The organism is Nocardiopsis rhodophaea (assembly GCF_039530945.1).
Lineage (GTDB): Bacteria > Actinomycetota > Actinomycetes > Streptosporangiales > Streptosporangiaceae > Nocardiopsis_C > Nocardiopsis_C rhodophaea.
Map to the genome: position 1 here is coordinate 65,307 of NZ_BAAAPC010000007.1, position 26,895 is coordinate 92,201.

The 26,895-nt window shown below is 67.3% G+C and carries 32 protein-coding genes; all 32 read right to left on the reverse strand.

The features are described from left to right. Positions 1–33 precede the first annotated feature (33 nt). A complete protein-coding gene (gene infA, locus ABD259_RS09520) occupies positions 34–255 on the reverse strand; it encodes a translation initiation factor IF-1 (protein ID WP_017593374.1) in 222 nt (73 codons plus the stop codon). A 318-nt stretch (positions 256–573) separates the two neighbouring features. Next, positions 574–1,074, reverse strand: coding sequence for a DUF1707 SHOCT-like domain-containing protein (locus ABD259_RS09525; RefSeq protein WP_344100385.1), 501 nt, complete (start codon positions 1,072–1,074; stop codon positions 574–576). 88 nt (positions 1,075–1,162) lie between these two features. Next, the gene (map, locus tag ABD259_RS09530) at positions 1,163–1,987 is read right to left on the reverse strand and encodes a type I methionyl aminopeptidase (protein WP_344100387.1); all 825 of its coding nucleotides are present in this window, start codon (positions 1,985–1,987) and stop codon (positions 1,163–1,165) included. Further along, on the reverse strand, positions 1,987–2,637 hold the full coding sequence (locus ABD259_RS09535) for an adenylate kinase (RefSeq protein WP_344100389.1): 651 nt from the start codon (positions 2,635–2,637) through the stop codon (positions 1,987–1,989). The genes map and ABD259_RS09535 overlap by 1 nt, the downstream gene beginning before the upstream one ends. Continuing rightward, the gene (secY, locus tag ABD259_RS09540) at positions 2,637–3,950 is read right to left on the reverse strand and encodes a preprotein translocase subunit SecY (protein WP_344100391.1); all 1,314 of its coding nucleotides are present in this window, start codon (positions 3,948–3,950) and stop codon (positions 2,637–2,639) included. Before secY ends, ABD259_RS09535 begins: the two co-directional genes overlap by 1 nt. A 396-nt stretch (positions 3,951–4,346) precedes the next feature. Then, positions 4,347–4,805, reverse strand: coding sequence for a 50S ribosomal protein L15 (gene rplO / locus ABD259_RS09545; RefSeq protein ID WP_344100393.1), 459 nt, complete (start codon positions 4,803–4,805; stop codon positions 4,347–4,349). Then, complete coding sequence (gene rpmD, locus ABD259_RS09550) at positions 4,802–4,987, reverse strand: 50S ribosomal protein L30 (protein ID WP_344100395.1); 186 nt, start codon at positions 4,985–4,987, stop codon at positions 4,802–4,804. The genes rplO and rpmD overlap by 4 nt, the downstream gene beginning before the upstream one ends. Before the next feature lie 2 nt (positions 4,988–4,989). After that, positions 4,990–5,592: a 30S ribosomal protein S5 gene (rpsE, locus tag ABD259_RS09555; protein ID WP_017621554.1), complete on the reverse strand. Its 603-nt coding sequence runs from the start codon at positions 5,590–5,592 to the stop codon at positions 4,990–4,992. A gap of 48 nt (positions 5,593–5,640) precedes the next feature. Continuing rightward, complete coding sequence (rplR, locus tag ABD259_RS09560) at positions 5,641–6,027, reverse strand: 50S ribosomal protein L18 (protein ID WP_344100398.1); 387 nt, start codon at positions 6,025–6,027, stop codon at positions 5,641–5,643. A gap of 2 nt (positions 6,028–6,029) precedes the next feature. Continuing rightward, positions 6,030–6,566 carry a 50S ribosomal protein L6 gene (rplF, locus tag ABD259_RS09565; protein ID WP_344100400.1) on the reverse strand — a complete coding sequence of 179 codons (537 nt, stop codon included), beginning with the start codon at positions 6,564–6,566 and terminating at the stop codon, positions 6,030–6,032. A 16-nt stretch (positions 6,567–6,582) separates the two neighbouring features. Then, on the reverse strand, positions 6,583–6,981 hold the full coding sequence (gene rpsH, locus ABD259_RS09570) for a 30S ribosomal protein S8 (RefSeq protein ID WP_344100402.1): 399 nt from the start codon (positions 6,979–6,981) through the stop codon (positions 6,583–6,585). Between the two features lie 438 nt (positions 6,982–7,419). Then, entirely contained in the window at positions 7,420–7,605 is a 186-nt protein-coding gene (locus ABD259_RS09575) for a type Z 30S ribosomal protein S14 (RefSeq protein WP_344100404.1), read from the reverse strand. Positions 7,606–7,616: 11 nt separating this feature from the next. Beyond that, positions 7,617–8,207: a 50S ribosomal protein L5 gene (gene rplE, locus ABD259_RS09580; protein WP_344100406.1), complete on the reverse strand. Its 591-nt coding sequence runs from the start codon at positions 8,205–8,207 to the stop codon at positions 7,617–7,619. Further along, positions 8,207–8,512, reverse strand: a complete 306-nt coding sequence (gene rplX, locus ABD259_RS09585) for a 50S ribosomal protein L24 (protein ID WP_184079634.1) — start codon at positions 8,510–8,512, stop codon at positions 8,207–8,209. The genes rplE and rplX overlap by 1 nt, the downstream gene beginning before the upstream one ends. Before the next feature lie 3 nt (positions 8,513–8,515). After that, on the reverse strand, positions 8,516–8,884 hold the full coding sequence (gene rplN, locus ABD259_RS09590; RefSeq protein ID WP_344100409.1) for a 50S ribosomal protein L14: 369 nt from the start codon (positions 8,882–8,884) through the stop codon (positions 8,516–8,518). Between the two features lie 100 nt (positions 8,885–8,984). Continuing rightward, positions 8,985–9,275, reverse strand: a complete 291-nt coding sequence (rpsQ, locus tag ABD259_RS09595; RefSeq protein WP_344100411.1) for a 30S ribosomal protein S17 — start codon at positions 9,273–9,275, stop codon at positions 8,985–8,987. Continuing rightward, positions 9,272–9,526, reverse strand: a complete 255-nt coding sequence (rpmC, locus tag ABD259_RS09600) for a 50S ribosomal protein L29 (RefSeq protein ID WP_017621545.1) — start codon at positions 9,524–9,526, stop codon at positions 9,272–9,274. Before rpmC ends, rpsQ begins: the two co-directional genes overlap by 4 nt. After that, positions 9,526–9,942, reverse strand: a complete 417-nt coding sequence (rplP, locus tag ABD259_RS09605) for a 50S ribosomal protein L16 (RefSeq protein WP_017621544.1) — start codon at positions 9,940–9,942, stop codon at positions 9,526–9,528. Before rplP ends, rpmC begins: the two co-directional genes overlap by 1 nt. Positions 9,943–9,945: 3 nt before the next feature. Then, positions 9,946–10,776 (reverse strand): 30S ribosomal protein S3, encoded by an 831-nt coding sequence (gene rpsC, locus ABD259_RS09610; protein WP_344100414.1) that lies wholly within the window; start codon positions 10,774–10,776, stop codon positions 9,946–9,948. Beyond that, entirely contained in the window at positions 10,776–11,150 is a 375-nt protein-coding gene (gene rplV, locus ABD259_RS09615) for a 50S ribosomal protein L22 (RefSeq protein ID WP_344100814.1), read from the reverse strand. The genes rpsC and rplV overlap by 1 nt, the downstream gene beginning before the upstream one ends. A gap of 87 nt (positions 11,151–11,237) precedes the next feature. Next, entirely contained in the window at positions 11,238–11,516 is a 279-nt protein-coding gene (gene rpsS / locus ABD259_RS09620) for a 30S ribosomal protein S19 (protein WP_344100416.1), read from the reverse strand. 12 nt (positions 11,517–11,528) lie between these two features. Beyond that, positions 11,529–12,362, reverse strand: coding sequence for a 50S ribosomal protein L2 (rplB, locus tag ABD259_RS09625; RefSeq protein WP_017621540.1), 834 nt, complete (start codon positions 12,360–12,362; stop codon positions 11,529–11,531). 56 nt (positions 12,363–12,418) lie between these two features. Continuing rightward, on the reverse strand, positions 12,419–12,709 hold the full coding sequence (rplW, locus tag ABD259_RS09630) for a 50S ribosomal protein L23 (protein ID WP_344100419.1): 291 nt from the start codon (positions 12,707–12,709) through the stop codon (positions 12,419–12,421). Continuing rightward, the gene (gene rplD, locus ABD259_RS09635) at positions 12,706–13,377 is read right to left on the reverse strand and encodes a 50S ribosomal protein L4 (protein WP_344100421.1); all 672 of its coding nucleotides are present in this window, start codon (positions 13,375–13,377) and stop codon (positions 12,706–12,708) included. The genes rplW and rplD overlap by 4 nt, the downstream gene beginning before the upstream one ends. A gap of 3 nt (positions 13,378–13,380) precedes the next feature. Next, on the reverse strand, positions 13,381–14,031 hold the full coding sequence (gene rplC, locus ABD259_RS09640) for a 50S ribosomal protein L3 (RefSeq protein ID WP_344100423.1): 651 nt from the start codon (positions 14,029–14,031) through the stop codon (positions 13,381–13,383). A gap of 13 nt (positions 14,032–14,044) precedes the next feature. Beyond that, positions 14,045–14,353 (reverse strand): 30S ribosomal protein S10, encoded by a 309-nt coding sequence (rpsJ, locus tag ABD259_RS09645; RefSeq protein ID WP_017621536.1) that lies wholly within the window; start codon positions 14,351–14,353, stop codon positions 14,045–14,047. Positions 14,354–14,628: 275 nt separating this feature from the next. Then, the gene (gene tuf, locus ABD259_RS09650) at positions 14,629–15,822 is read right to left on the reverse strand and encodes an elongation factor Tu (RefSeq protein WP_344100425.1); all 1,194 of its coding nucleotides are present in this window, start codon (positions 15,820–15,822) and stop codon (positions 14,629–14,631) included. Between the two features lie 53 nt (positions 15,823–15,875). Next, positions 15,876–17,990 carry an elongation factor G gene (gene fusA / locus ABD259_RS09655; protein ID WP_344100427.1) on the reverse strand — a complete coding sequence of 705 codons (2,115 nt, stop codon included), beginning with the start codon at positions 17,988–17,990 and terminating at the stop codon, positions 15,876–15,878. Positions 17,991–18,036: 46 nt separating this feature from the next. After that, positions 18,037–18,507 carry a 30S ribosomal protein S7 gene (gene rpsG / locus ABD259_RS09660; protein WP_344100429.1) on the reverse strand — a complete coding sequence of 157 codons (471 nt, stop codon included), beginning with the start codon at positions 18,505–18,507 and terminating at the stop codon, positions 18,037–18,039. A 2-nt stretch (positions 18,508–18,509) separates the two neighbouring features. Continuing rightward, positions 18,510–18,881: a 30S ribosomal protein S12 gene (gene rpsL, locus ABD259_RS09665; protein ID WP_017621532.1), complete on the reverse strand. Its 372-nt coding sequence runs from the start codon at positions 18,879–18,881 to the stop codon at positions 18,510–18,512. A gap of 595 nt (positions 18,882–19,476) precedes the next feature. Continuing rightward, on the reverse strand, positions 19,477–22,854 hold the full coding sequence (locus ABD259_RS09670; protein WP_344161573.1) for a hypothetical protein: 3,378 nt from the start codon (positions 22,852–22,854) through the stop codon (positions 19,477–19,479). Between the two features lie 157 nt (positions 22,855–23,011). Beyond that, positions 23,012–26,887, reverse strand: a complete 3,876-nt coding sequence (locus tag ABD259_RS09675) for a DNA-directed RNA polymerase subunit beta' (RefSeq protein WP_344100433.1) — start codon at positions 26,885–26,887, stop codon at positions 23,012–23,014. Positions 26,888–26,895: the final 8 nt, after the last annotated feature.

Genomic DNA, 26,895 nt, shown 5'->3' on the forward strand with positions numbered 1-26,895 from the left:
CTCCCACCGGGAAGGCGGCCGCCGCGCGAGGGCCTACTTGTAGCGGTAAACGATGCGCCCGCGCGTGAGGTCGTACGGGCTCAGCTCCACCACGACGCGGTCGTCGGGGAGGATACGGATGTAGTGCATCCGCATCTTGCCGCTGATGTGGGCAAGCACCTTGTGCCCGTTGTCGAGCTCCACTCGGAACATAGCGTTGGGCAGGGACTCGATAACGGAGCCCTCGATCTCGATGGCGCCGTCTTTCTTAGCCATATCCTCCACGCTTCGGAATCAGCCCCGTGGCCACAGAGAGCACGAGGCGGGGCCGCTGCCGGCCCGGTACCATTTGCTGAATCGAACACTGAGAAATCAGGTCAACTGCGTCAGCATACGTCGAGGAACCGAGCGGATGCGATTTCAGGCAGCCTGACCCAACAGCCCGAGTGTGGGCACAGCTAGTCTAGCGTGCTCAGACGAGTGCTCTTGACAAGGGCACGTAACGTGCCGCGGAACGGCGGTGCCGTTCCGCTGTGCCGACGGTGCCGGCGCTGGCGCCGGCCTCCGCCGCCTCTGTCTCCGCCCGAAAGGCGGTCAGTCGCCGTCCGCCCGGCCGGACCCCGTCTGGGTGAAGAGCAGCGCCAGGGTGATCAGCAGCATAATCATCCCCCATGGCACGAGCACCCACAGGAACCACGGATAGCCCTCGGTGGTGCCGGTGAGGTACAGAATCGCCCAGACCGAGAAGCAGACGGCGTTGACCCCGGCCCACAGCCCCCAGGGGATCAGCAGGGCGGGATCCTTCAGCAGGTCGCCCGCCTGCGTGGAGCGCTCGGAGGCCGCTCCCCCGCCCCGTCGTCCCTTCCGGACCGCGCGTCCCTCGGCGGCATGGCGGTTCTCGGTGAGGTCGCGTTCCGGGAGGTCGCGCGTGAGCGGGTCGAGTTCACCGATGGTGCGCGCCCGGTAAGCGCTCTCCAGCCGGGTGCTGAACTCGTCGTTGTCCAGCCGCCCCTGGGCGAAGTGCTCCTGCAGAAGCTTGGCCACACGATCGCGATCGGTGTCGGAAGCCCTGATCTCCGGCGCTGACTCGGACACCACTCACACCATCCTCGACGACTGAACGGGGGCCGGATGGCCACGCGGCCATCCTAGCGACCGAACCGGGGCCCCTCAGTCCCGAGCATCAGAAGCCGGGGGCCGCAAAGCCCATTTCGGCGATCTTCGCGCGGTTCTCCTCGCGAGCGGTGAGGACGAGGGGGCCGTCGGCGGTGATTGCGACCGAGTGCTCGAAGTGGGCCGAGCGCTGGCCGTCGCGCGTGACGACCGTCCAGCCGTCCTCCAACTGCACGACGTGCCGGCTTCCGTGGTTGGTCATCGGCTCGATGGCCAGGCACATGCCCTCGGTCAGCCGCAGGCCCTTGCCCGGCCGCCCGTGGTTCAGCACATGCGGTTCCATGTGCATCTCGGTGCCGATGCCGTGCCCCCCGTACTCCTGCACGTTGCCGTACCGGCTCTGGGAGCGGATGTAGGAGTCGACGGCGTGCCCGATGTCACCGAGCCGCTTGCCGGGGCGCAGCTGGGCGATGCCCTGCCACATGGACTCCTCGCAGACCTCCAGCAGGCGCTGGTCGGCCTCGCTGATCTCCCCCACCGCGACCGTGATCGCCGAGTCCCCGTGCCACCCGTCGAGGATGGCACCGCAGTCGATGGAGATGATGTCCCCGGTCTCCAGCACCTTGGTGTCGCGCGGGATGCCGTGCACGACCTCCTCGTTCACCGAAGCGCAGATCGACCCCGGGAAGCCGTGGTAGCCCTTGAACGAGGGCACCGCCCCGGAATCGCGGATGCTGCGCTCCGCGATCGCGTCGAGGTCCAGCGTGGTCATGCCGGGTTCGACGGAGGAACGCAGCAGATCGAGCGTGCGGGCCACGACCCGGCCCGCCGCCCGCATCTTCGCGATCTCGGTCTCGCTCTTGAGCTGGACCGCGGGTTCACCCTTGCGGAACATCAGTCCTTGGCCCTCAGCGCTTCCTTGGCTCGCGCGGTGACGTCCTCGACCGCGCCGGTCGCCTGAATCGACACGAGAAGCCCCCCGCCCTCGTAGAACGAGACCAGCGGGGCGGTCTGCTCCCGGTAGACCTGCAGGCGGTGCCGGATGGTCTCCTCCTGGTCGTCGTCCCGCTGGAACAGCTCACCGCCGCAGACATCGCACACGCCCTCCCGCTTCGGCGGGTCGTACAGCACGTGCTGCACGTGACCGCAGTTCCGGCAGGACCGGCGCCCCGACAGCCGCTTGACGACCTCCTCCTCATCGACCTGGAGTTCGAGCACCGCGTCGAGGCGCTCGCCCATGTCGTCGAGGATCTTGTTCAGGGTCTCCGCCTGGGCGACATTGCGCGGGAATCCGTCCAGCAGGAAACCGCCCTGGGCGTCCTCCTGGCCGAGACGGTCGCGGACCATCGCGTTGGTGACCTCGTCGGGAACCAGGTCGCCCCGGTCCATGTACGCCTTGGCCTGCTTGCCAAGCTCGGTGCCGCCGCTCACGTTGGCACGGAAGATGTCACCCGTGGACACCTTCGGAATCGACAATTCTGACGCCAGGATCTGGGCCTGGGTACCCTTACCGGCACCCGGCGGTCCCACCAATACGGCACGCACTATCGCAGAAAACCTTCGTAGTTCCTCTGCTGGAGGTGACTCTCGATCTGTTTCACCGTGTCCAGCCCGACACCGACCATGATCAGGATGCTCGTACCACCGAAGGGGAAGTTCTGCGTGGCACCGGAGGCACCCATCGCGATCATCGGCAGCAGAGCGATCAGCCCGAGGTAGAGCGACCCGGGCGTCGTGAGCCGCGTGAGCACGTAGTCGAGGTACTCCGCGGTCGGACGCCCCGGACGGATCCCCGGGATGAACCCACCGTACTTCTTCATGTTGTCGGCCACTTCAGTGGGGTTGAAGGTAATCGCCACGTAGAAGAAGGCAAAACCAACGATCAGTACGAAGAATGTGGCCATGTAGACCGGATGGGCGCCGGTGACGAAGTACTCGGAGAGGAACCTCACAACGACGTTGTCCGAGTCCCGGCCCATGAGACCGATGGCCAGCTGGGGCAGGTACAGCAGCGAGGAGGCGAAGATGACCGGGATGATGCCGGCCTGGTTCACCTTCAGCGGGATGTAGGTGGAGCTGCCGCCGTACATCCGGCGCCCGACCATCCGCTTGGCGTACTGCACGGGGATGCGGCGCTGCGCCTGCTCGATGAAGACCACGCCCGCGATCAGAACGATGCCGGCGATGACGATCAGCGCGAAGATCCAGGTCTCCTGCTCCTGGAAAATCGTCATGATGGCGGACGGGAAGGTCGCGATCACCTGGGTGAAGATCAGCAGCGACATGCCGTTGCCGACGCCGCGCTCGGTGATCAGCTCACCGAACCACATGATGATGCCGGTTCCCGCGGTCATCACGAAGACGATGGTCACCAGGGTCAGCAGGTCCTGGTTGGGCATGTAGGAGTTCACCGGGATCTGCTGCTGGAACAGCTGCCCCGTCCGCGCCATCGCGATGATGCTGGTGGACTGCAGGACCGCCAGGGCCAGCGTCAGATAACGCGTGTACTGCGTGATCTTGGTCTGCCCGGCCTGGCCCTCCTTCTTCAGCGCCTCCAGCCGTGGGATGACCACCGTGAGCAGGTTGATGATGATGCTCGCGGTGATATAGGGCATGATGCCCAACGCGAACACCGCCAGCTGCAGCAACGCGCCACCGCTGAAGAGGTTGATCAGCGCGTAGACGCCAGCGGCGTCCGACTGCTGGACGGCCTCAAGCTGGTCTCTGATCGCCGCCGAGTTGATGCCTGGGGCCGGGATCACCGATCCAAGGCGGAAGATGGTCAGGATGAACAGTGTGAACAGCAGCTTGTTACGCAGGTCAGGCGTGCGGAACGCACGGACGAACGCACCTAGCACGTCTCCTCCTGCGAGGCTTCGGCGGCGGAACCGGTTCGAGACATCGCGGCCGATCCTGAATCGTCGTAGAGCGTCAGCCCCGAGCGTCTGCCCGGAACTCTTCAATTCCTCGATTAAATCGGTCGAGCAGTAGCGATCCACGCCATTTCGATCTTCTCTGTGTTCACGCGAGAAGATCTCTCACGGCGTGGATCGCAAGCAATGCAATAGGGAACTGTAACAGTCATCGCACGGTCAGGCGGGATCGGGATGCTAACGATCGGCCACGGCCAATCGTTCCGCCCCCGAGGTAGCCGCACATCACCGTGCAAATCCCCCGCAAAGCCAGCGAGGGCGCCCGCCGGTCCCATCGGGTGGGATGGCGGACGCCCTTTCGCACGCACGTGGGGATGATCCCTAGACCTCGGTGACAGTGCCACCGGCGGCGGTGATCTTCTCCTTGGCGGACGTGGAGAACGCGTTGGCGCTCACAGAGACGGCCACCGAGATCTCCCCCGTGCCCAGCACCTTGACGGGCTGGTTCTTGCGAACCGCGCCCTTGGCGACCAGGCTGTCGATGGTGACCTCGCCACCCTCCGGGTACAGCTCGCTGAGCTTGTCCAGGTTGACGACCTGGTAGGTCTTCTTGAACCTGGCGTTGCTGAAGCCCTTGAGCTTCGGCACCCGGCGGATGAGGGGCATCTGGCCGCCCTCGAAGCCGGCCGGGACGGTGGAACGAGCCTTGGTGCCCTTGGTACCACGACCGGCCGTCTTGCCCTTGGACGCCTCGCCGCGACCCTTGCGGATCTTGGCCTTGTTGGAGCCCGGAGCCGGACGGAGGTGGTGAAGCTTGAGCAGCTCGCCGGAGTCACTCATTCGCTGACCTCCTCAACAGAGATGAGGTGCGCCACGACGTTGATCTGCCCGCGAACCTCGGGACGGTCCTCACGGATAACGGCCTTGCCGATCCGGCCGAGACCGAGCGAACGCAGGCTGTCGTGCTGCTTCTGCTTGCCGCCGATCTTCGAGCGGACCTGCGTGATCTTCAACTTCGCCATGATTAGGCCCCCGCCTTCGCTTCCGCACGGGCGCGCAGCATAGCGGCCGGAGCGACGTCCTCGATGGGCAGACCGCGGCGGGCCGCGATCTCCTCGGGACGGCTCAGATCCTTGAGAGCCGCGACCGTGGCGTGGACGATGTTCAGCGGGTTCGACGAACCGAGCGACTTGCTCAGGACGTCGTGGATGCCGGCGCACTCCAGCACCGCGCGGACCGGGCCACCGGCGATAACACCGGTACCGGGAGCCGCGGGACGCAGGAGGACGACGCCGGCGGCGTCCTCGCCCTGGACCCGGTGCGTGATCGTGCCGGCGATGCGCGGGACGCGGAAGAAGTTCTTCTTCGCCTCCTCGACACCCTTGGCGATAGCGGCCGGAACTTCCTTCGCCTTGCCGTAACCCACACCGACCATGCCGTTACCGTCACCGACGACGACCAGGGCGGTGAAGCTGAAGCGCCGACCACCCTTGACGACCTTGGCGACCCGGTTGATGGTCACAACTTTTTCGATGTAGGAGACACCCTTGTCTGCGGCGCCGCCGCGGCGATCGTCACGGCGGTCACGCCGCTCGCCACCGGCGCCGCGCCGCGGAGCTGCAGCCATCAGTGGTTCCTCTTCCCGTCGATGTTTCCCAGCTGAGAGTTCGTCACCTTAGAACTCCAGCCCGCCGGAACGCGCGCTTTCGGCCAGCGCGGCGATCCTGCCCGTGTACTGGTTGCCGCCGCGGTCGAAGACGACCGCGGAAATACCGGCTTCCTTGGCGCGCTGCGCGATGAGCTCGCCGACCTTCTGCGACTTCTCGGTCTTCTTGCCCTCGACCGAGCGGATGCTCGGGTCCATCGTGGAGGCCGACACCAGGGTGTGGCCCACGGTGTCGTCCACGATCTGCGCGATCATGTGCTTCGAGGAGCGGGTCACGACCAGGCGCGGACGCGCCGGTGTGCCCGTGACCTTCTTGCGGATCCGCAGGTGCCGCCGCGCACGGGACGCCGCACGCTTGCTCGTGCCCTTGCGCACCAGCGTCATTGCCTTGCCCATGCTTACTTACCCGCCTTTCCGGCCTTGCGGCGGATGTGCTCACCCTTGTACCGCACGCCCTTGGCCTTGTACGGGTCAGGCTTGCGCAGGCTGCGAATGTTGGCAGCGACCTGGCCCACAAGCTGCTTGTCAATACCGTCGACGTGCAGCAGGGTCGGCTTCTCCACGCGGAAGCTGATGCCTTCCGGCGGCTCCACAACGACGGGGTGGCTGTAGCCCAGCGAGAACTCCAGGTTGGAGCCCTTCGCCTGGACGCGGTAACCGACCCCGTGGATCTCCAGCGTCTTGGTGAATCCCTGGGACACGCCCTCGACGAGGTTGGCGATCAGAGCACGGGTCAGCCCGTGCAGCGACCGGTTCTCGGGCTTGTCGTCGGGACGCACCACCGTGATCGCGCCGTCTTCTTGCGAGACGGTGATCGGAGCGGCGACAGTGTGCGACAGTTCGCCCTTCGGCCCCTTGACTTTGACGTCTTGCCCGTCAATCGTGACTTCGACGCCCTTCGGGACCGAGATCGGCAGTCGACCGATTCGCGACATGCTGAAATCTCTCCCTTTACCAGACGTAGGCGAGGACTTCGCCGCCCACGCCACGCTTCTTGGCCTGCTTGTCCGTCATCAGGCCGCCGGACGTCGAAATGATGGCAACGCCGAGGCCACCCAGGACACGCGGAAGGTTCTCCTTCTTCGCGTAGACCCGGAGACCCGGCTTGGAAACCCGGCGCACGCCGGCGATCGAACGCTCACGCGTGGGCCCGTACTTCAGGTCCACCACGAGGTTCTTGCCAACGGGGGCTTCCTCGGTACGCCAGCCCTGCACGTACCCCTCCTGCTGGAGGATCTCGGCGATGTGCGCCTTGATCTTGGAATACGGCATTGACACACTCTCGTGGTACGCCGAATTCGCGTTACGCAGACGCGTCAGCATGTCTGCGATCGGGTCGGTCATCGTCATGGCCGATAGGCCCTTCCTCACCGCGGTTTCCCCAAGGACAGGACTGTCCAGTGCAGCCTGTTCCAGCGCGCCCGAGAACGCGCCGGTTCCTCTAGGACCTACGGCGTGGTCGCGGGCACCGTGCCACCGGAGCGGTCACCGTGCCCTGTCGGTTCATTCCCTATATGATCTACCGCGCCCGGCCGCGTGCGCCGTCTCGACGGCGGCGGCTCAGGCCCGGCGTTCTTCACGGTGGTACTGCGTTCTCCCCGCGCTCGGGCTCCTCGTTCGCTTCGCCGCCGATCCCGTCCGGCCGTTTTCGGCCCTCGGAGATCGACGACTCCGCTCACTCGGTCGCCTATGCGCGGGGTGGTCGTGCCCTACCATCCGCTTCGTATGAGGCCCGGCTCTTCACCGGGCGGGTCCCCGGGCCGACCCGAAGGTCGGCCCGGTGGGGACTTACCAGCTCGACTTGCTGATGCCCGGGAGCTCGCCCCGGTGCGCCATCTCGCGGAAGCAGATACGGCACAGGCCGAACTTCCGGAAGACGGCACGCGGGCGACCGCACCGCGAGCAACGAGTATACGCGCGAACAGCGAACTTCGGCTTCCGGTTCGCCTTGGCGATCAACGCCTTCTTAGCCATCCCAGATCCCCCTAGGCTTCCTTGAAGGGGAACCCGAGCTGCTTGAGCAGGCTGCGCCCCTCTTCGTTGTTGGTCGCCGTGGTGACGACAGTGATGTCCATCCCACGCTGGCGGTCGACCTTGTCCGGGTCGACCTCGTGGAACATGACCTGCTCGGTCAGCCCGAAGGTGTAGTTACCGCGGCCGTCGAACTGCTTCGGGGAGAGCCCGCGGAAGTCCCGGATCCGGGGAAGCGCCAGCGAAAGCAGCCGGTCGAGGAACTCCCACATGCGGTCGCCGCGCAGCGTGACGCTGGCGCCGATCGGCATGCCCTCGCGCAGCTTGAACTGCGCGATCGAGTTCTTCGCACGGTTGACCTTGGGCTTCTGCCCGGTGATCGCCGTGAGGTCGGCGATCGCGCCCTGGATCAGCTTCGCGTCGCGAGCGGCCTCACCGACACCCATGTTGACCACGATCTTCGTCAGACCGGGGACCTGCATGATGTTGCCGATGCCGAACTCTTCGCGAAGAGCAGGGACGATCTCCGAGCGGTACTTCTCCTTGAGGCGGGGCATCGCCGGGGCGGCGGTGCCTGCGCTCGCCGTCTCATTGGTGACCGTCATCAGATGTCCTTACCGGTACGGCGGGAGATCCGAACCTTCGTGCCGTCGTCCTCGAAGCGGTACCCGACGCGGGTGGCCTTGCCGTCCTCGACGAGCGCGACGTTGCTCACGTGGATCGGCGCCTCCTTCGTCACGACCTCGCCCTGCTGGCCGGCCGCCGGGTTCGCCTTCTTGTGCTTCTTAATGAGGTTCACGCCCTCGACGACGACACGCTGCTCCTTGGGAAGAGCCTTGACGACCTTCCCGGTGGCACCCTTGTCCTTGCCGGCGATGACGATGACCTCGTCGCCAGATTTGATCTTCATCGCCTAGAGCACCTCCGGCGCCAGCGAAATGATGCGCATGAACTTCTTGTCCCGCAGCTCACGGCCGACCGGGCCGAAGATACGGGTACCTCGCGGGTCCCCACCGTCCTTGATGAGGACGGCGGCGTTCTCATCGAAGCGGATGTAGGAGCCGTCGGGCCGGCGGCGCTCCTTGGTGGTGCGCACGATAACGGCCTTGACGACATCGCCCTTCTTCACGCCGGCGCCGGGAAGGGCGTCCTTCACCGTCGCGACGATGGTGTCGCCGATGCCCGCGTAGCGCCGACCCGAGCCACCGAGGACACGGATGGTCAAGATCTCCTTGGCCCCCGTGTTGTCGGCGACCTTGAGTCGCGACTCCTGCTGAATCACGTCTGCTCCTGATATTGGCAGGCGGGTTCCGACCCGCGCTGCTAGGTGGTCTCACCCCTTGGGCGGCCGATCTCCACGAACCGGCCGCCGAGGCAGGGGTTTACTTGGCCTTCTCCAGGATCTCCACGACGCGCCAGCGCTTGGTCGCGGACAGCGGGCGGGTCTCCATCAAGCGGACCCGGTCACCGATGCCGCAGGAGTTCGCCTCGTCGTGGGCCTTGTACTTGGTGGTGCGGCGGATGATCTTGCCGTACAGCGCGTGCCTGACGCGGTCCTCGACCTCGACGACCACGGTCTTCTGCATCTTGTCGCTGACGACGTAGCCCTCGCGCACCTTGCGGTAGTTACGCTCGGAGCCCGTCGCGCTCACCTTCTCGGTGTTCTCGCTCATTCGGCTGCTTCCTTCGTCTTCTCAGCCGACTCACCGGCCAGCGGCACAATGCCGAGCTCGTGCTCCCGCATGACCGTGTAGATCCGAGCGATCTCACGCTTCACGGTGCGCAGCCGCCCGTGGTTGTCCAGCTGCCCGGTGGCGGCCTGGAAGCGGAGGTTGAACAGCTCTTCCTTCGCCTCCTTGAGCTTGGCGGCCAGGTCCTCCTGGGACTGGGTCCGAAGCTCCTGGGCGGTCAGGGACTTCGCCATCACGCCTCCACTTCGCGCTTCACGAACTTGCACTTCATCGGGAGCTTGTGCATCGCCCGACGCATGGCCTCCTTGGCCACGTCTTCCGGCACACCCGACAGCTCGAACATCACGCGCCCAGGCTTCACCGGGGCCACCCACCACTCGGGCGAGCCCTTACCGGAACCCATGCGGGTCTCGGCCGGCTTCTTCGTGAGCGGGCGGTCCGGGAAGATGTTGATCCAGACCTTGCCGCCACGCTTGATGTGACGCGTCATGGCGATACGAGCGGACTCGATCTGCCGGTTGGTGACGTAGGCGGCTTCCAGCGCCTGGATGCCGTACTCACCGAAGTGCACCTGCGTCCCACCCTTGGCGCGACCCTTGAGGTCCGGGTGGTGCTGCTTGCGGTACTTGACCTTGCGGGGAATGAGCATTGGTCAGCTCCCCTCGTTCCCGGACTTCTCGGCCGTGCCTGCGGCCGACTCGGCGGACGCGCCGGACTTGGCCTCGGCCTGCTGGCCCTGGCCGCCCTGCTGGCCGCCACGACGACGACGCTGCGGACGCTCACGGCGCTGACCGCCGCCGCCACCGCCGCCGCCCGGCGTGCGCTGCGCGGCCTGGGCCGCCTCGCGCTCGGCCCGGGTGGCCGGGGCGTCGCCCTTGTAGATCCACACCTTCACACCGATGCGACCGAACGTCGTACGGGCCTCGAAGAAGCCGTAGTCGATGTCGGCGCGCAGCGTGTGCAGCGGCACGCGGCCCTCGCGGTAGAACTCCGAGCGCGACATCTCGGCGCCGCCCAGACGGCCACCGCACTGGATGCGGATGCCCTTGGCGCCGCCCTTCATCGCGCTCTGGATCGCCTTACGCATGGCACGGCGGAACGCGACTCGGCTGGACAGCTGCTCCGCGACACCCTGAGCGACGAGCTGAGCGTCGGTTTCGGGGTTCTTGACCTCGAAGACGTTCAGCTGGACCTGCTTCTTGGTCAGCTTCTCAAGGTCGGCACGGATGCGGTCGGCCTCCGAACCGCGGCGGCCGATGACAATGCCCGGCCGGGCGGTGTAGACGTCGACGCGGACACGGTCACGGGTGCGCTCGATCTCGACCTTGGAGATCCCGGCACGCTCCATGCCGCGGGTCAGCATCCGGCGGATGGCCACGTCTTCCTTGACGTAGTCCTTGTACAGCTTGTCGGCGTACCACCGGCTCTTGAAGTCGGTGGTGATACCGAGTCGGAACCCGTGCGGGTTGACCTTCTGCCCCACTATCGGGTCCTTTCCTTCGTCTTCGACGAGGCGCCGGCGCTGTCGCGCGGCTCAACGACCACGGTGATGTGGCTCGTCCGCTTGGTGACCCGGAAGGCGCGGCCGAAGCCCCGCGGCCGGATGCGCTTCAGGGTCGGACCCTCGTCCACCCAGGCGCCCCCGACGACCAGCGTCTCGCGGTCCAGCTTGTCGTTGTGCTCGGCGTTGGCGATGGCGCTCGCGAGCACCTTGCCCACAGGTTCGCTAGCCGCCTGGGGCGCGAACTTGAGCACCGCCACTGCCTCGTCAGCGGGCAACCCGCGAATAAGGTCCACCACCCGGCGGGCCTTTCGGGGCGTAACACGGACGAACCGTGCCTGTGCCCTCGTTCCCATCGCTTTTCCCTCGCTCACGGAAATCACCCCCACGCACCGCTTTCTCTCTTGGCGCGGGGTATATGGCTTTTACTCCTACTGCAACCGCTAACGACGGCTGCGGCGGTCTTCCTTGACGTGGCTCCGGAAAGTGCGCGTGGGAGCGAACTCGCCGAGCTTGTGGCCGACCATCGACTCGGACACGAACACAGGGATGTGCTTGCGCCCGTCGTGGACGGCGATGGTGTGCCCGATCATCTCGGGGACGATCATGGAACGCCGGGACCACGTCTTGATGACGTTCTTGGTGCCCTTCTCGTTCTGGTCCTCCACCTTCTTGATCAGGTGGTGGTCGACGAAGGGACCCTTCTTAAGGCTACGTGGCATCAGACGTGCTCCTTACCGCTTCTTCTTGCTACGCCGACGCACGATGAGCCGGTCACTGGCCTTGTTCTTCGCCCGGGTCCGGCCTTCCTTCTTGCCCCACGGGCTGACCGGGTGGCGGCCACCGGAGCTCTTGCCCTCACCACCACCGTGCGGGTGGTCGATCGGGTTCATGACCACACCGCGGACGGTCGGGCGCTTGCCCTTCCACCGCGAGCGGCCGGCCTTGCCCCAGTTGATGTTGGACTGCTCGGCGTTGCCGACCTGTCCCACCGTGGCCCGGCAGGTGACCTCGACCTGGCGCATCTCACCGGACGGCATACGCAGCGTGGCGTAGGCGCCCTCCTTGGCGAGCAGCTGGATCTGCGTGCCAGCGGAACGGCCCAGCTTGGCACCGCCGCCCGGCTTCAGCTCGACCGCGTGCACGAACGTACCCGTGGGGATGTTGCGCAGCGGCAGGCAGTTGCCCGGCTTGATGTCCGAGGTGGGGCCGTTCTCCACCTTGTCGCCCTGCTTCAGGCCGGCCGGGGCGAGGATGTAGCGCTTCTCCCCGTCGACGTAGTGGAGCAGGGCGATGCGCGCGGTGCGGTTCGGGTCGTACTCGATGTGAGCGACCTTGGCCGGGACACCGTCCTTGTCGTGGCGACGGAAGTCGATGACGCGGTAGGCGCGCTTGTGTCCGCCACCCTGGTGGCGAGCGGTGATACGGCCGTGGCCGTTTCGCCCGCCCTTGGAGTGAAGCGGACGCACCAGGGACTTCTCCGGCTCCGAGCGCGTGATCTCGACGAAGTCGCTCACGCTGGAACCGCGACGACCCGGTGTCGTCGGCTTGTACTTACGAATGCCCATCTTCTTCGTGCATTCCTTTGCGTGTTACTCGGGATGAAGCGGTCAGGCGAACCTGATCAGACGCCGAAGATGTCGATCCGGTCGCCCTCACGCAGGCTCACGACCGCGCGCTTGGTGTCGGGACGCTTCCCGTAACCGAAGCGCGTACGCTTCCGCTTGCCCTGACGGTTGATCGTGTTCACGGAGGTGACCTTCACGTCGAAGATCTTCTCCACCGCGATCTTGATCTGCGTCTTGTTGGCGTCGGGCCGGACCAGGAACGTGTACTGGTTCTGGTCCATCAGGCCGTAGCTCTTCTCGGAAATCACCGGCTCGACGATGATGTCCCGAGGGTCGGGGATCCTCACTGGTCGTCCTCCTGAGACGTCGCTGCCTTCGCGGCACCGGACGCGTGAGCCAGGAACTCCTCGTAGCCCGCCTCGGTGAAGACGACGTCGTCCGCGTAGAGGACGTCGTAGGTGTTCACCTGGTCGGAGTCGAGGATGTGCACCTCGCGCAGGTTCCCCAGCGCCAGACGGTTGTGCTCGTCCTCGTGGGCCAGGACCACCAGCACCTTGTCGGAGTCGGTGAGCTGGCGCAGCGCCTTCAGAGCGGTCTGGGTGCGCTTGGTGGTGACGTCGGGAGCGACGAAGTCGCTGATGACGTGCACGCGCCCGTTGCGCGCCCGGTCGGAGAGGGCCCCGCGGACAGCGGCGGCCTTCATCTTCTTGGGCGTACGCTGGGCGTAGTCGCGCGGCTGCGGCCCGTGGACCGTGCCACCACCGGTGTACTGCGGAGCCCGGATGGAACCCTGGCGGGCCCGGCCGGTGCCCTTCTGGCGGTAGGGCTTCTTGCCACCGCCGCGGACGGCGCCGCGGGTCTTGGTGGCGTGGGTCCCCTGGCGCCCGGCGGCCAGCTGCGCGTTCACGACCTGGTGCATCAGCGGGATGTTCGCCTGCTGGTCGAAGATCGCGTCAGGGAGCTCGATGCTCCGGCCGGCCGCGCCGTCGGGGTTCTTGACCTCGATCGTCGCCATGTCTTACTTGTCCCCCTTCGCGGCGGTACGGACGAGCACCAGCCCGCCGTTGGGGCCGGGAACCGCGCCCTTGACCAGGATGATGCCCTTCTCCGCGTCCACCGACTGCACGGTCAGGCTCTGCACGGTCTTGCGCCGGTTGCCCATGCGCCCGGCCATCCGCACGCCCTTGAACACGCGGCCGGGCGTGGCGCAGCCGCCGATGGCGCCCGGCGAGCGGTGCTTGCGCTGGGTGCCGTGCGTCGCGCTCAGGCCGTGGAAGCCGTGGCGCTTCATGACACCGGCGAAGCCCTTGCCCTTGGTCTTGCCCGTGATGTCGACCTTCTGGCCGACCTCGAACACGTCGGCGGTGACCTCCTGGCCGAGCTGGTACTCGGTGGCGTCGGAGGTGCGAACCTCGACATAGTGGCGGCGAGGGGTGAGCTCGTGCTTGCGCAGGTAATCGCCGAGCGGCTTGTTCACCTTGCGCGGGTTGATCTTCCCGAAGCCGAGCTGGACGGCGGAGTAACCGTCGGTCTCCGGGGTACGGACGCGCGTCACGACGCACGGACCGGCCTTCACAACGGTGACGGGCACGATCTTGCCCGACTCGTCGAAGACCTGGGTCATGCCGAGCTTCTCGCCCAGAACTCCCTTGATCTGCTTGGTGGCCATGTCTGTGCGTCCCTTAAAGCTTGATCTCGATGTCGACGCCGGCCGGAAGGTCGAGCCGCATGAGCGAGTCGACGGTCTTCGGCGTCGGGTCGATGATGTCGATCAGCCGCTTGTGCGTGCGCATCTCGAAGTGCTCGCGCGAGTCCTTGTACTTGTGCGGCGAGCGGATGACACAGTAAACGTTCTTCTCCGTCGGCAACGGCACCGGGCCAGCGACGCTCGCGCCAGTCCGCGTCACGGTCTCGACGATCTTTCGAGCCGAGCTGTCGATGACCTCGTGGTCATAGGCCTTGAGCCGAATGCGGATCTTCTGTCCCGCCATGGTGGCCTTTTCGTCCTTCGCTTAGTGTCCGTAGAGGCGCGGTGCCAGTTGACCGGCCCTGTGCCCTGCAGAGGCTGCCCTTTAAGTCTTGAGGCTCTATTCACCTGAGAAACTGCTACAGGGCTGTCCCCTGGAGGTGCATCACCGCTACAGAGCCCGATGACGTCGTTCATGGTGTGGCGGCCGGGCCCGGGTTGCGCGGCGCCCCGGAAAAGGGCGCCGCAGGGCCCGGCCGCCACACAGGGGCGGACTCATGCCGCCCCTGCGCGTTGCTGCTACTTGATGATCTTGGTAACGCGGCCCGCGCCGACGGTCCGGCCACCCTCGCGGATGGCGAACTTCAGACCCTCTTCCATGGCGACCGGCTGGATCAGCTGGACCGTCATGGCGGTGTTGTCGCCCGGCATGACCATCTCGGTGCCCTCGGGCAGCGTGACGACGCCGGTGACGTCCGTGGTCCGGAAGTAGAACTGCGGGCGGTAGTTGTTGAAGAAGGGCGTGTGGCGGCCACCCTCGTCCTTGGAGAGGATGACGACCTGCGCCTCGAACTCCGTGTGCGGGGTGGTCGTGCCCGGCTTGATGACAACCTGGCCGCGCTCGACGTCCTCGCGCTTGGTGCCGCGCAGCAGCAGACCGACGTTGTCGCCCGCGTGGCCCTCGTCGAGGAGCTTGCGGAACATCTCGACACCGGTGACGGTGGTCGTCTGCTTCTCTTCCTTGATGCCGACAATGTCGACGGTCTCGTTGACCTTGATGATGCCGCGCTCGATGCGGCCGGTGACGACGGTGCCGCGACCGGTGATCGAGAAGACGTCCTCGATCGGCATCAGGAACGGCTTGTCGGTGGCACGCTGCGGCTCGGGGATGCTCTCGTCCACGGCCTTCATGAGCTCCAGGACACCGTTGGCGGCGTCGGAGTCGCCCTCCAGCGCCTTGAGCGCGGAGACCTTGACGACCGGGACGTCGTCGCCCGGGAACTCGTACTCGGTGAGCAGCTCACGGATCTCAAGCTCGACGAGCTCGAAGATCTCCTCGTCGTCCACCATGTCGGCCTTGTTCAGGGCGACGACGATGTACGGAACGCCGACCTGGCGGGCCAGGAGCACGTGCTCCTTGGTCTGCGGCATCGGGCCGTCGGTGGCGGCCACGACGAGGATGGCCCCGTCCATCTGGGCGGCACCGGTGATCATGTTCTTCACGTAGTCCGCGTGACCCGGGCAGTCAACGTGGGCGTAGTGACGCGCCTCGGTCTGGTACTCGACGTGAGCGACGGAGATGGTGATACCGCGCTCGCGCTCCTCCGGAGCGTTGTCGATGTCCTCGAACGGCGTGAACGGATTGAGGTCCGGGTACGCCTCGTGCAGAACCTTGGTGATAGCGGCGGTAAGCGTGGTCTTACCGTGGTCGATGTGACCGATGGTGCCGATGTTTACGTGCGGCTTGGTCCGCTCGAACTTGGCCTTCGCCACTGGACTTCTCCTAGACGTACAGGATTGCTAGCTGACTGGTTACGTGTCCGCGGTTATTCGCCGCGCGCCTTCGCAACGATCTCTTCTTGGACGTTGCTCGGCACCTCGACGTAGGAGTCGAACACCATCGTGTAGTTGGCTCGACCCTGGGTTCGGCTGCGCAGGTCACCCACGTAGCCGAACATCTCCGACAGAGGCACCAGGGCCTTGACGAGCCGGGTTCCGGCGCGCTCCTCCATCGACTGGATCTGACCGCGTCGGCTGTTCAGGTCACCGATCACGTCGCCCATGTAGTCCTCGGGCGTCGTGACCTCGACCGCCATGACCGGCTCGAGAATAACCGGCTTGGCCTTGCGCGCCGCCTCCTTGAACGCCATGGAGCCGGCGACCTTGAAGGCGAGTTCGGAGGAGTCGACGTCGTGGTAGGCGCCGTCCTGCAGGGAGACCTTGATCCCGACCAGGGGGTACCCCGCGAGGACACCGAACTCGGCAGCCTCCTGGCAGCCCGCGTCCACGGACGGGATGTACTCCCGCGGGATGCGGCCACCGGTGATGTTGTTGACGAACTCGTAACCGCCGCTGTCACCGTCGCCATCGGCCGCGAGGGGCTCGAGGTCGATGATGACGCGACCGAACTGGCCCGAACCACCCGTCTGCTTCTTGTGGGTGTATTCGACCTTCTCGACCTTCTTGCGAATGGTCTCGCGGTAGGCCACCTGGGGCTTACCGATGTTCGCCTCGACCTTGAACTCGTCGCGCATCCGGTTGACGAGCACCTCAAGGTGGAGCTCACCCATACCGGCGATGATGGTCTGGCCGGTCTCCTCGTCGGTGGAGACCTGGAAGGACGGGTCCTCGTCGGCCAGACGCTGGATCGCGACGCCCAGCTTCTCCTGGTCGCTCTTGGTCTTCGGCTCGACGGCGACTCGAATGACCGGGGCCGGGAAGCTCATCGACTCCAGGACGATCGGCTGCGCGGAGTCGCACAGCGTCTCACCCGTCGTGGTGTCCTTCAGGCCCATGACGGCGACGATGTCACCGGCACCGACACGCGCGATCTCCTCGCGCTTGTTGGAGTGCATCCGGTAGATCTTGCCGATGCGCTCCTTGCGCCCCTTGACACTGTTCAGCACCTGCGTGCCGGCCTCCAGAACGCCGGAGTAGACGCGCAGGTACGTCAGCTTGCCCAGGTGCGGGTCGCTCATGATCTTGAAGACCAGAGCAGCGAGGGGCTCTTCCTCGCTCGGCTTGCGGCTGAGGCTGGCCTCCTCGGACTCGTCCTTGGGGTCGTGACCGGTGACGGACTCGACGTCCAGGGGCGAGGGCAGGTAGGCGGTGACCGCGTCGAGCAGGGGCTGCACGCCCTTGTTCTTGAACGCGGTGCCGCACAGCACCGGAACCGCGGTCCCCGCGATGGTGGCGCGCCGGATGGCGGGCACGATCTGCTCCACCGTGGGCTCGACGCCCTCCAGGTAGAGCTCCATGATCTCGTCGTCGGCCTCGGCCAGCGTCTCGATCATCTTGTCGTGCGCCTCGCGGGCGGCCTCGGCGTGCGTCTCCGGGATGTCGACCGTGTCGTACATCTCGCCCAGCTTCGCCTCGGCGTTCCAGACGAGCGCCTTCATGTGGACAAGGTCGATGACGCCCTTGAAGTCGGACTCGGCACCGATCGGAAGCTGGATCGCCAGCGGGTTGGCCCCGAGGCGGTCGGCCAGCATGTCCACGCAGCGGTGGAACTCGGCGCCGATCTTGTCCATCTTGTTGACGAAGCAGATACGCGGGACGTTGTACCGGTCGGCCTGGCGCCACACCTGCTCGGACTGGGGCTCGACGCCTTCCTTGGCGTCGAACACCGCGACCGCACCGTCGAGCACACGCAGCGCCCGCTCGACCTCGACCGTGAAGTCCACGTGGCCGGGCGTGTCGATGATGTTGATGGTGTGGTCGTCCCAATGGGTGGTGGTAGCAGCCGAGGTGATCGTGATCCCTCGCTGCTGCTCCTCCTTCATCCAGTCCATGGTGGCCGCGCCATCGTGGACCTCACCGACCTTGTAGGTCACGCCGGTGTAGTAGAGGATCCGCTCGGTCGTCGTGGTCTTACCCGCGTCGATGTGCGCCATGATCCCGATGTTGCGGACCTTGGCTAGGTCAAGAGCAGTGGTAGCCATGTGGCTCGTCTTCTCTCGGTCTCTCGTATCGATTCGGCCGCGGGGATTACCAGCGGTAGTGGGCGAAAGCCTTGTTCGACTCCGCCATCTTGTGCGTGTCCTCGCGGCGCTTGACGCTCGCGCCAAGACCGTTGCTGGCGTCGACCAGCTCGTTCATCAGACGCTCGGTCATCGTCTTCTCACGGCGCTGGCGCGCGTAGGTGACGAGCCAGCGGAGAGCGAGCGTGGTGCTCCGCGACGCACGGACCTCAACCGGCACCTGGTAGGTGGCGCCACCAACGCGGCGGCTGCGCACCTCAAGGGAGGGCTTCACGTTGTCCAGAGCACGCTTCAGAACCACGAGCGGGTCCTGTCCCGTCTTCTCGCGGGAGCCCTCGAGGGCGTCGTAGACGATCCCCTGGGCGATGGAGCGCTTGCCGTCCAGCAGCACCTTGTTGATCAGTGCGGTAACCAGCGGCGACCCGTAGACGGGGTCAGTGATCAGCTGGCGCTTCGGCGCCGGGCCCTTGCGCGGCATGCTTACTTCTCCTTCTTAACGCCGTAACGGCTACGCGCTTGCTTGCGGTTACGGACGCCCTGAGTGTCCAGCGAACCGCGGATGACCTTGTACCGGACGCCCGGCAGGTCCTTCACGCGGCCACCGCGCACGAGCACGATGGAGTGCTCCTGCAGGTTGTGCCCGACACCGGGAATGTAGGCAGTGACCTCGATACCGCTGCTCAACTTCACACGGGCGACCTTGCGCAGCGCGGAGTTCGGCTTCCGGGGCGTGGTGGTGTAAACACGCGTGCACACACCACGACGCTGCGGACTCCCCTTCAGCGCCGGGGTCTGGCTCTTTGTGAGCTTGTCCTGTCGGCCCTTGCGGACCAGCTGCTGGATGGTGGGCACCGCGTCTCCGTCTTTCTCGTGACCTACGCCGGTTCTGTTAGCCGATATCGCTATTGACCTGCTGAATTTCCCGTTCCTCCCGACCCCCGAATCCGGGCGTGTCGCGCTCTACCCCAAGCATGGCGAATATCGATACGCCCGACCTGGTGGTCGAATCACGTGGGAGGAGGTGTCACGTGGCACTCTTCCTCGCCGCCCGCATGCGGGACCGGCGAAAAAGCACACACGTGTGACCCGTTGACTCACGGGCACGAAGTTAGAGAGTACCGAATCGGTTCTGCCTGGTCAAAACGTAAAGACCAGCGCCCCGCGGTACCCGTACTCCGGAGCCGCATGCTGCCGTAGGCCACTACCAGTGTACGCCGTCAGAGCAGTGGTCGGGTTGGCCGACGGCCGCACCCGGTACGGAATCTCTATACCACAGGGAAACACGACGCGCCCCCGATCCCATGGCCTCGGCATGTCGCCCGGAAACGGAGCGGTGATCAGGGCCGCATGCGTGGTGACGATCACGACGACGGCGCCCCGCCCGGCCCCGTGTCGCTCGGGGTGGGCGGGGCGCCGTCGCTCGAACGCGGGGTCCGGGCCCCTCCGCTCAAATGAACATCATGACGACCGTCGCGGCCTCGACGAGGAACAGCACGATGCCGATCGCCGCGAGGATAGTGCCGGTGGTCACCAGGTTCAGCCCTTCGAGCTCACCGTCGGAGGCCTGGATGTTGCGCTTGGCCTTCGGCCCGGTGACGAACGCCGCGAGCGCCGTGAACAGGCCGATCACCGGCACGAGCCCGAGAATGCCGAGCCACAGCGTGGTGGTGGCCCCGGAGTCGGTCTCCGGCCAGTAGTCGATGTTGTCGTACCCCGGGTAGGGATCGCCGCCGCTGACCGGGCCGTCGCTGAAACCGGGGAAGTCCTCGGCGATGGGGTCGCGGCCGCCGCGGCCCCGCCCCCCGCGCGGGGACGGTTCCCCGCGTGCGGGCTCGGCGTAGGCGTCGTATCCCTCGTCGTCGTAGTACCCGGCGCCAACCTCGCCGTCGTAGCCCTCGGCCCCGTGCGCGTCGTGGTCGCCGTCGTACCGGTCCCCGTGCCCCGGCTCCGGAGCGTAGGGGGCACCGCCGTCGGGGCCGAAGCGGCCATCGTGGTCGGGAGCGTCGTGGCCGTAGGCGTCCGGTTCGCGATCGTCGGCATAGCCCTGGTCGGGGCCGGGCCTGTGGTCGTCACCGTCGTGACCGGGCCAGCCGCCGCGCCCGTCCTCGGCATAGGGGTCGCCGTATCCGTAGCGGTCGTCGGGGCCGCCGTCGTCACCGTACTCCGCGGGGCGGTCCCCCGCGGGGCGGCTGGTGTAGGCGCCGAGCTCGTCGGAGATCGCGGGCATCGCCTGCGTTCCCTGCATCGCGTCCGCGTAGCTCGTCTTCTCCGCCCAGTTCTCCGAGGCGTGCTGTGCCGACGGTGCAGGAGCGGACCACGCGTCGTCGGGCCGCGGTGCCCACGGCTCGGCGGCGTAGGACCGCGCGTCGGGGGCGTAGGCCTGCGGGTCGTCGGCGCCGGAGCCGCGACCGAACGCGTCGCCGCGCGGGTCGTACTCGGCCTCGCCGCGCCGGTCCGGGCCGAGTTCGTCCTCGACCGCCCGCTGCGGCGACGACATCGGGCTCAGCCGCGCGCCCCAGTCGTCCAAGCGCGCCCCTTCGTCGGAGCCGGGCGCCCCGGTCTCCTGCGCGCGTGCCTGCGCCTGCTGGGCGGCGATGGCCGCCAGCGGGTCGTCGCCCGCCGGTGCACCCTCCGCACTCGGGTCGGAGTCCGCGGGCGGTGGACCGGCGTACTCGGCCGCGAAGAACTGCGTGGTGTGCTGGGGCGAACCGTCCCGCCGCCTCTGCTCGGCCTGGAGCGCGGCGTCGCGCACGGAATCGGGCAGGCGGGGATCGTCCCTGCTGAACGCCCAGGTGTTTCCGCTGCCCGTGCCCAGGTCGCCGCCCAGCTCCGACGACGATCCGCCGGGCGCGGGGGTCCCGCCCCCGGGAGCCTCCGCGCCCTGCGGCGGCTCCGCTCCGTCGCGCGCGGTCTCGCTCTCGGCGGGCGGCGGAGCGAGCGGGTCGATCCGCGCGAACGGGCCGGTAGTCGGTGGGGGAACGTCGGTGGCGGCCCACGGGCTCTCCCACTGACCGGTGGAGGTGCCGGCGGGAGGCTCCTTCGCGGCCTTCCGCCCCATATAGGGCCGGGACAGCTCGTCGGTGTACTCGCCGGTGGGCAGCGGCGCGTCCGCCGATCCGGCGGACCGCTCCCGGCCGCCCCCCGGGGCGGCACCGTCCGACGGCGTCCAGGAGCCGCCTGCGCTCAGGGGGTCGTCCCACCGGGCGTCGCGGCGGCCGTGGTCCGTGCCATCGCCCGGGTAGCCCCCGACGGACGGTGCGGCCGGTTCCGGCGGCACCGCCGGGAACCCGCCGGTCGTCGCCGCCCGCGGGGCGCCGAAGGGTTCACCGAAGGCGGGGCGGCCGAGCTCGTCGCGCGGGGACGCGAATGTGTCCTGCGGGCCGCTTCCGGGGATGCTCGGCGTGCCGCCGTCGGGGAGTCCGTCATACCCGTAGCCGGGCTGGGGCCCGGACGTGTCAATGCGGTACCACCGCTCAGGCTGGTCCGCGTACGGGGGCACGGCCGTGGGGGCCGAGGAGGGGGCGAAGTCCGTTTCGTCGGCGGGGGTCGCGGGGGGTGCGGGGGTCGGGTCGCTCGCGTGGTCCGCCTGCTCCGGTTCGTAGCGGACGTCGCTGTCGGCGCCGAGGGCGGGGGTGCCGAACGGTGGGGCGGAGGAAGCGTCCGGCTGGGCCGGCTCCGGGACAGGTGCCCGCGGAACCGATCCCGACCAGGCGGTCTCCGCCGCGTGGCCGGGCTCCCGGCCGAAGGCAGCGCGGTCCGCCCCTCGGTCGTCCTGCTGATCGGGGGTGGAGGCGGGATGCGCCTCCTCCTCGCCGGCCGGCTCGAACGGAGTGTCGGCACGCTCACGGCGCACGCTCGATCCGAACCCGGGGTAGCCGCCCGAGCCGCCGGGAACGTTGAACGGCAGGTCCGGCAGGTCGCCCTGGGGCGTCCACGCCGGCTGCGCACCGGTGGGCACCCGGTAGACGCCACCGACGGGGGCCTCCTCGGTACTCTCCCCGGTGGAGGGGGCCGATGGGGCAGCGTGGTCAGGGGCGCCCGGCGTGGGGCGGTCCGGCGTCTCCCCGGCAGTGTCGTCCCCGGTGGGGGCCGCTGACGGCACGGAACCGGTCGCCGGTTCCCCCGGCCCGGCGTAGGGGGCGGGGGTGCCGGGCGCGTAGGGCGGAAGACCGGGTGCGGTGCGGGGGTCGTAGGCCGGGGCCGACCCGGTGCCCAGATCGTACTGGGGGGTGGTCGGCATCGGCCCGGTATCCGGTTCCCGCGTGCCGGGCCGATCGTCGCCGTAGGTCGGCGCGCCCGCGGGCGGCTGGCCGCCCAGCGGCTGCTGCTCTCCCGTCGCCGGGGTGCCGCCGGTGGACGACGGCCCGTCAGCGGACGTTGGTCCGCTGACGGGCGGCTGCCCGCCGGTGGCTCCGGGGTAGCGAGGCGTACCGGGAAGCGGCGGCAGGCCCCCCGGGAGGTCCTGCCCGGGCACCGGCCGCGGTTCGCTCTGCGGCGTCTGGGCGCCCGCGGGCTCACGCGTGTCCGCCCCCAGGCCGCCGAGAGCCGCGGGGTACGGCTCCGCCATCCCGGGGCGCGTTCCGCTCAGCCCCGGGTAGCCGCCGGTGTTCGGGAACCCACCGAAGGAGCCGGGCGTGCTGTCCGCGTCGCGTGCCGGTGCGGTGTCGCCCGCCGCACCGTCGACTTCGTCGTTCCCCGCGTAGGGGTCCTGGTAATGCGCCTGTGTGCGGTACCGGTCGCCAGTCGGGGTGAACCAGGAGCCCGGCTTCTGCCGCTCCTGCTCCTTATCCGATGACCCGTACCGCCCTCCCCCGTTGTCCGTCACTGTGTTCGTTCTCCAGACCGCGCCTGCGCGCTTGAGTCCCCATCCGAATCCGAGTATGCCGACCGGGAACGACGAACGGCGGTAGTTCCACCCCTTCCGGAGTGGACTACCGCCGCTGCCAGATCAATCAATCGATCTCACCGGTCGTCCCTCGACGTCACCTGTTGTAGGGGCCGAAGTCGTACTCCTCCAGCGGAACCGCCTCACCGGATCCCTGACCGAAGGTGTACTCGCTGGGCTCGTCGTAGCCCGAGACAGAGTACATCGACGCCTTCGCCTCCTCGGTCGGCTCCACCCGGATATTGCGGTACTTCGGAAGTCCGGTACCCGCCGGGATGAGCTTACCGATGATGACGTTCTCCTTGAGACCGACCAGCGGGTCGCTCTTGCCGTGAATCGCGTTCTCGGTGAGCACCCGAGTGGTCTCCTGGAAGGAGGCCGCCGACAGCCACGACTCCGTGGCCAGCGATGCCTTGGTGATGCCCAGAAGAACCGGTCGACCGGCCGCGGGCTGGCCGCCTTCGGCCACGACCTCGCGGTTGATCGCCTCGAACTTCGGACGCTCCACCATCTCGCCGGGCAGCAGCGAGGTGTCGCCCGACTCCAGGATGTTCACCCGCTTGAGCATCTGCCGCACGATGATCTCGATGTGCTTGTCGTGAATCGAGACACCCTGCGACTTGTAGACCTCCTGGACCTCCGACACGAGGTGCTGCTGCACCGCGCGCGGACCCTGGATGCGGAGCACCTCGTGCGGGTTGATCGCACCCGCGATCAGCTGCTGGCCGACGGTGACCTGGTCGCCGTCGCTCACCATCAGCTGGGCCCGCATGGGCACCGGGTAGGCGATCTCGTCGGAGCCGTCGTCCGGGATCAGGACGATCTTCCGGCTCTTCTCGGTGTCGTCGATCCGGATCCGGCCCGGCAGCTCGGCGATCGGGGCCACACCCTTGGGGATACGGGCCTCGAAGAGCTCCTGGACACGGGGCAGACCGTGGGTGATGTCCGCACCGGCGGAACCACCCATGTGGAAGGTCCGCATGGTCAGCTGGGTACCCGGCTCACCAATGGACTGCGCGGCGATGATGCCGATGGCCTCACCGACGTCGACGGCCTTGCCGGTCGCCATGGAGCGGCCGTAGCAGGTCGAGCAGACGCCGATCTTGGCCTCACAGGTCAGCGAGCTGCGGACGCGCACCCGCTCGACACCGGCCGCGACCAGCTTGTCGATGTTGGACTCGGAGGTATCGCCACCCGCGGGCACGATGATCTCGCCGTTGACCACGACGTCCTCGGCGAGCGTGCGGCCGAAACCGGTGTTCTCGACGTTGTGCTTGCGCACGACGACGCCGGCGGCGTTCTTCTCACCGATCTCCTGCCACAGCGAGCGATCCGTGCCGCAGTCGACCTCGCGGACGATGACGTCCTGGGCGACGTCCACCAAACGCCGGGTGAGGTACCCGGAGTCAGCGGTCCGGAGCGCGGTGTCGGCCAGACCCTTCCGCTGACCGTGCGTGGAGATGAAGTACTCCAGCACGGACAGGCCCTCGCGGTAGGAGGACTTGATCGGACGCGGGATGGTCTCACCCCTGGTGTTGGACACCAGGCCACGGATACCGGCGATCTGCCGGACCTGCATCGGGTTACCACGGGCCCCGGACTGGACCATCATCCACACCGGGTTGTCGACGGGGAAGTTGTCCTCCATGACCTGGGCGACCTCGTTGGTGGCCTTGGTCCAGATCTCGGTGAGCTCCTGACGGCGCTCATCGTCGGTGATCAGACCGCGGTCGTACTCCCGCTGGATCTTGTCGGCCTGGTTCTCGTAGCCGTCCAGGATCTCCTGCTTGCCGGGAGGCGCCAGGACGTCGCCGATACCGATGGTCAGGCCCGAGCGTGTCGCCCAGTGGTACCCGGCGTCCTTCAGGGCGTCGAGCGTCGTGGCGACCTGGACCTTGTCGTAGCCCTCGGCCAGGTCGTTGACCAGGACCGAGATCTGCTTCTTGCCCATCTGGTGGTTGACGTACGGGTAGTCGAGCGGCGTGGTCTCGTTGAAGAGGTACCGCCCGAGCGTGGTCTCCAGCAGGTAGGACTCTCCGGGCTCGCGGCCCTCCGGCTCCTCCCAGTCGCGCGGCGGCGGGACGTCGCCGTCGATCCGGAGCACGATCTTGGCCTGCAGGTCGAGCTCGCCGTTGTCGTAGGCCATGATCGCCTCGGCCGGCGTGCGGAACGAGCGGCCCTCGCCCTTCGCATTCTCCTTGAGAGTGGTCAGGTAGTAGAGGCCGATGATCATGTCCTGCGTCGGCATGGTGACCGGCTTGCCGTCGGACGGCTTGAGGATGTTGTTGGTCGCCAGCATGAGCAGGCGCGCCTCAGCCTGGGCCTCCGCAGACAGAGGCAGGTGCACGGCCATCTGGTCACCGTCGAAGTCCGCGTTGAACGCGGTGCAGACGAGCGGGTGGATCTGGATGGCCTTGCCCTCGACCAGCTGCGGTTCGAAGGCCTGAATGCCCAGGCGGTGCAGGGTGGGCGCACGGTTGAGCAGCACCGGGTGCTCGGTGATGACCTCTTCGAGGACGTCCCACACCACGGGGCGGGAGCGCTCGACCATCCGCTTGGCGCTCTTGATGTTCTGCGCGTGGTTCAGGTCGACCAGGCGCTTCATCACGAACGGCTTGAACAGCTCCAGGGCCATCTGCTTGGGCAGACCGCACTGGTGCAGCTTCAGGGTCGGGCCGACGACGATGACCGACCGGCCCGAGTAGTCGACGCGCTTGCCGAGCAGGTTCTGGCGGAACCGGCCCTGCTTGCCCTTGAGCATGTCGGACAGCGACTTCAGCGGACGGTTGCCCGGACCGGTGACCGGTCGGCCGCGGCGGCCGTTGTCGAACAGCGCGTCGACGGCCTCCTGCAGCATCCGCTTCTCGTTGTTGACGATGATCTCGGGCGCACCGAGGTCGAGCAGCCGCTTGAGGCGGTTGTTCCGGTTGATCACCCGGCGGTACAGGTCGTTGAGGTCGGAGGTCGCGAAGCGGCCACCGTCGAGCTGCACCATCGGACGCAGGTCCGGCGGGATGACCGGGACGCAGTCCAGGACCATGCCCATCGGGCTGTTCCGGGTGTTGAGGAACGCCGCGACGACCTTGAGCCGCTTCAGGGCGCGGGCCTTCTTCTGGCCCTTGCCGCTGCGGATGGTCTCGCGCAGCTTCTCGGCCTCGGCGTCGAGGTCGAAGTTGGCCAGGCGCTCCTGGATGGCCTGGGCGCCCATGCCGCCGCGGAAGTACTTCCCGAAGCGGTCCCGCATCTCGCGGTAGAGCATCTCGTCGCCCTCAAGGTCCTGGACCTTGAGGTTCTTGAAGCGGTTCCAGACCTCTTCGAGGCGGTCGATCTCGCGCTGCACGCGCTCGCGGATCTGCCGCATCTCGCGCTCGGCGGACTCGCGCACCTTGCGGCGCGCGTCGCCCTTGGCGCCCTGCTCCTCCAGCTCGGCGAGGTCGGCCTCAAGCTTGCGGTGGCGCTCCTCGACCGAGGAGTCCCGCCGCTGTTCGAGGTGCTGGCGCTCCACCGAGATGTGCGCTTCGAGCGACTGCATGTCGCGCTCACGCGCCTCGGTGTCGACCCAGGTGACCATGTAGGCCGCGAAGTAGATGATCTTTTCGAGATCCTTCGGGGCAAGGTCGAGCAGGTACCCCAGGCGGCTGGGCACGCCCTTGAAGTACCAGATGTGGGTCACCGGAGCGGCGAGCTCGATGTGGCCCATGCGCTCACGACGGACCTTCGCCCGGGTGACCTCGACCCCGCAGCGCTCACAGATGATGCCCTTGAAGCGGACCCGCTTGTACTTACCGCAGTAGCACTCCCAGTCGCGAGTGGGACCGAAGATCTTCTCGCAGAAGAGTCCGTCCTTCTCCGGCTTCAGGGTTCGGTAGTTGATGGTTTCCGGCTTCTTGACCTCGCCGTGCGACCACTGGCGGATGTCGTCGGCGGTCGCGAGGCCAATGCGCAGCTCGTCGAAGAAATTGACGTCGAGCACTTATTTCG

Coding starts and splice junctions, on each gene's coding strand:
- rplD (WP_344100421.1), bottom strand. CDS start 13,377: ATGGCGACGATCGAGGTCAAGAACCCCGACGGCGCGGCCGGCCGGAGC.
- rplX (WP_184079634.1), bottom strand. CDS start 8,512: ATGAAGATCAAATCTGGCGACGAGGTCATCGTCATCGCCGGCAAGGAC.
- rplV (WP_344100814.1), bottom strand. CDS start 11,150: ATGGGAACGAGGGCACAGGCACGGTTCGTCCGTGTTACGCCCCGAAAG.
- rpsQ (WP_344100411.1), bottom strand. CDS start 9,275: ATGAGCGAGAACACCGAGAAGGTGAGCGCGACGGGCTCCGAGCGTAAC.
- rpsS (WP_344100416.1), bottom strand. CDS start 11,516: ATGCCACGTAGCCTTAAGAAGGGTCCCTTCGTCGACCACCACCTGATC.
- rpsJ (WP_017621536.1), bottom strand. CDS start 14,353: ATGGCGGGACAGAAGATCCGCATTCGGCTCAAGGCCTATGACCACGAG.
- map (WP_344100387.1), bottom strand. CDS start 1,987: ATGTTCCGCAAGGGTGAACCCGCGGTCCAGCTCAAGAGCGAGACCGAG.
- infA (WP_017593374.1), bottom strand. CDS start 255: ATGGCTAAGAAAGACGGCGCCATCGAGATCGAGGGCTCCGTTATCGAG.
- rpsH (WP_344100402.1), bottom strand. CDS start 6,981: ATGACGATGACCGACCCGATCGCAGACATGCTGACGCGTCTGCGTAAC.
- rplR (WP_344100398.1), bottom strand. CDS start 6,027: ATGGGCAAGGCAATGACGCTGGTGCGCAAGGGCACGAGCAAGCGTGCG.
- rpsG (WP_344100429.1), bottom strand. CDS start 18,507: ATGCCGCGCAAGGGCCCGGCGCCGAAGCGCCAGCTGATCACTGACCCC.
- rplF (WP_344100400.1), bottom strand. CDS start 6,566: ATGTCGCGAATCGGTCGACTGCCGATCTCGGTCCCGAAGGGCGTCGAA.
- rplP (WP_017621544.1), bottom strand. CDS start 9,942: ATGCTCATTCCCCGCAAGGTCAAGTACCGCAAGCAGCACCACCCGGAC.
- rpsE (WP_017621554.1), bottom strand. CDS start 5,592: ATGGCTGCAGCTCCGCGGCGCGGCGCCGGTGGCGAGCGGCGTGACCGC.
- ABD259_RS09575 (WP_344100404.1), bottom strand. CDS start 7,605: ATGGCTAAGAAGGCGTTGATCGCCAAGGCGAACCGGAAGCCGAAGTTC.
- rplB (WP_017621540.1), bottom strand. CDS start 12,362: ATGGGCATTCGTAAGTACAAGCCGACGACACCGGGTCGTCGCGGTTCC.
- rpmD (WP_344100395.1), bottom strand. CDS start 4,987: ATGGCGAAGTTGAAGATCACGCAGGTCCGCTCGAAGATCGGCGGCAAG.
- rpmC (WP_017621545.1), bottom strand. CDS start 9,526: ATGGCGAAGTCCCTGACCGCCCAGGAGCTTCGGACCCAGTCCCAGGAG.
- fusA (WP_344100427.1), bottom strand. CDS start 17,990: ATGGCTACCACTGCTCTTGACCTAGCCAAGGTCCGCAACATCGGGATC.
- rplC (WP_344100423.1), bottom strand. CDS start 14,031: ATGGCCACCAAGCAGATCAAGGGAGTTCTGGGCGAGAAGCTCGGCATG.
- rplE (WP_344100406.1), bottom strand. CDS start 8,207: ATGACGGTCACCAATGAGACGGCGAGCGCAGGCACCGCCGCCCCGGCG.
- rplO (WP_344100393.1), bottom strand. CDS start 4,805: ATGAGTGACTCCGGCGAGCTGCTCAAGCTTCACCACCTCCGTCCGGCT.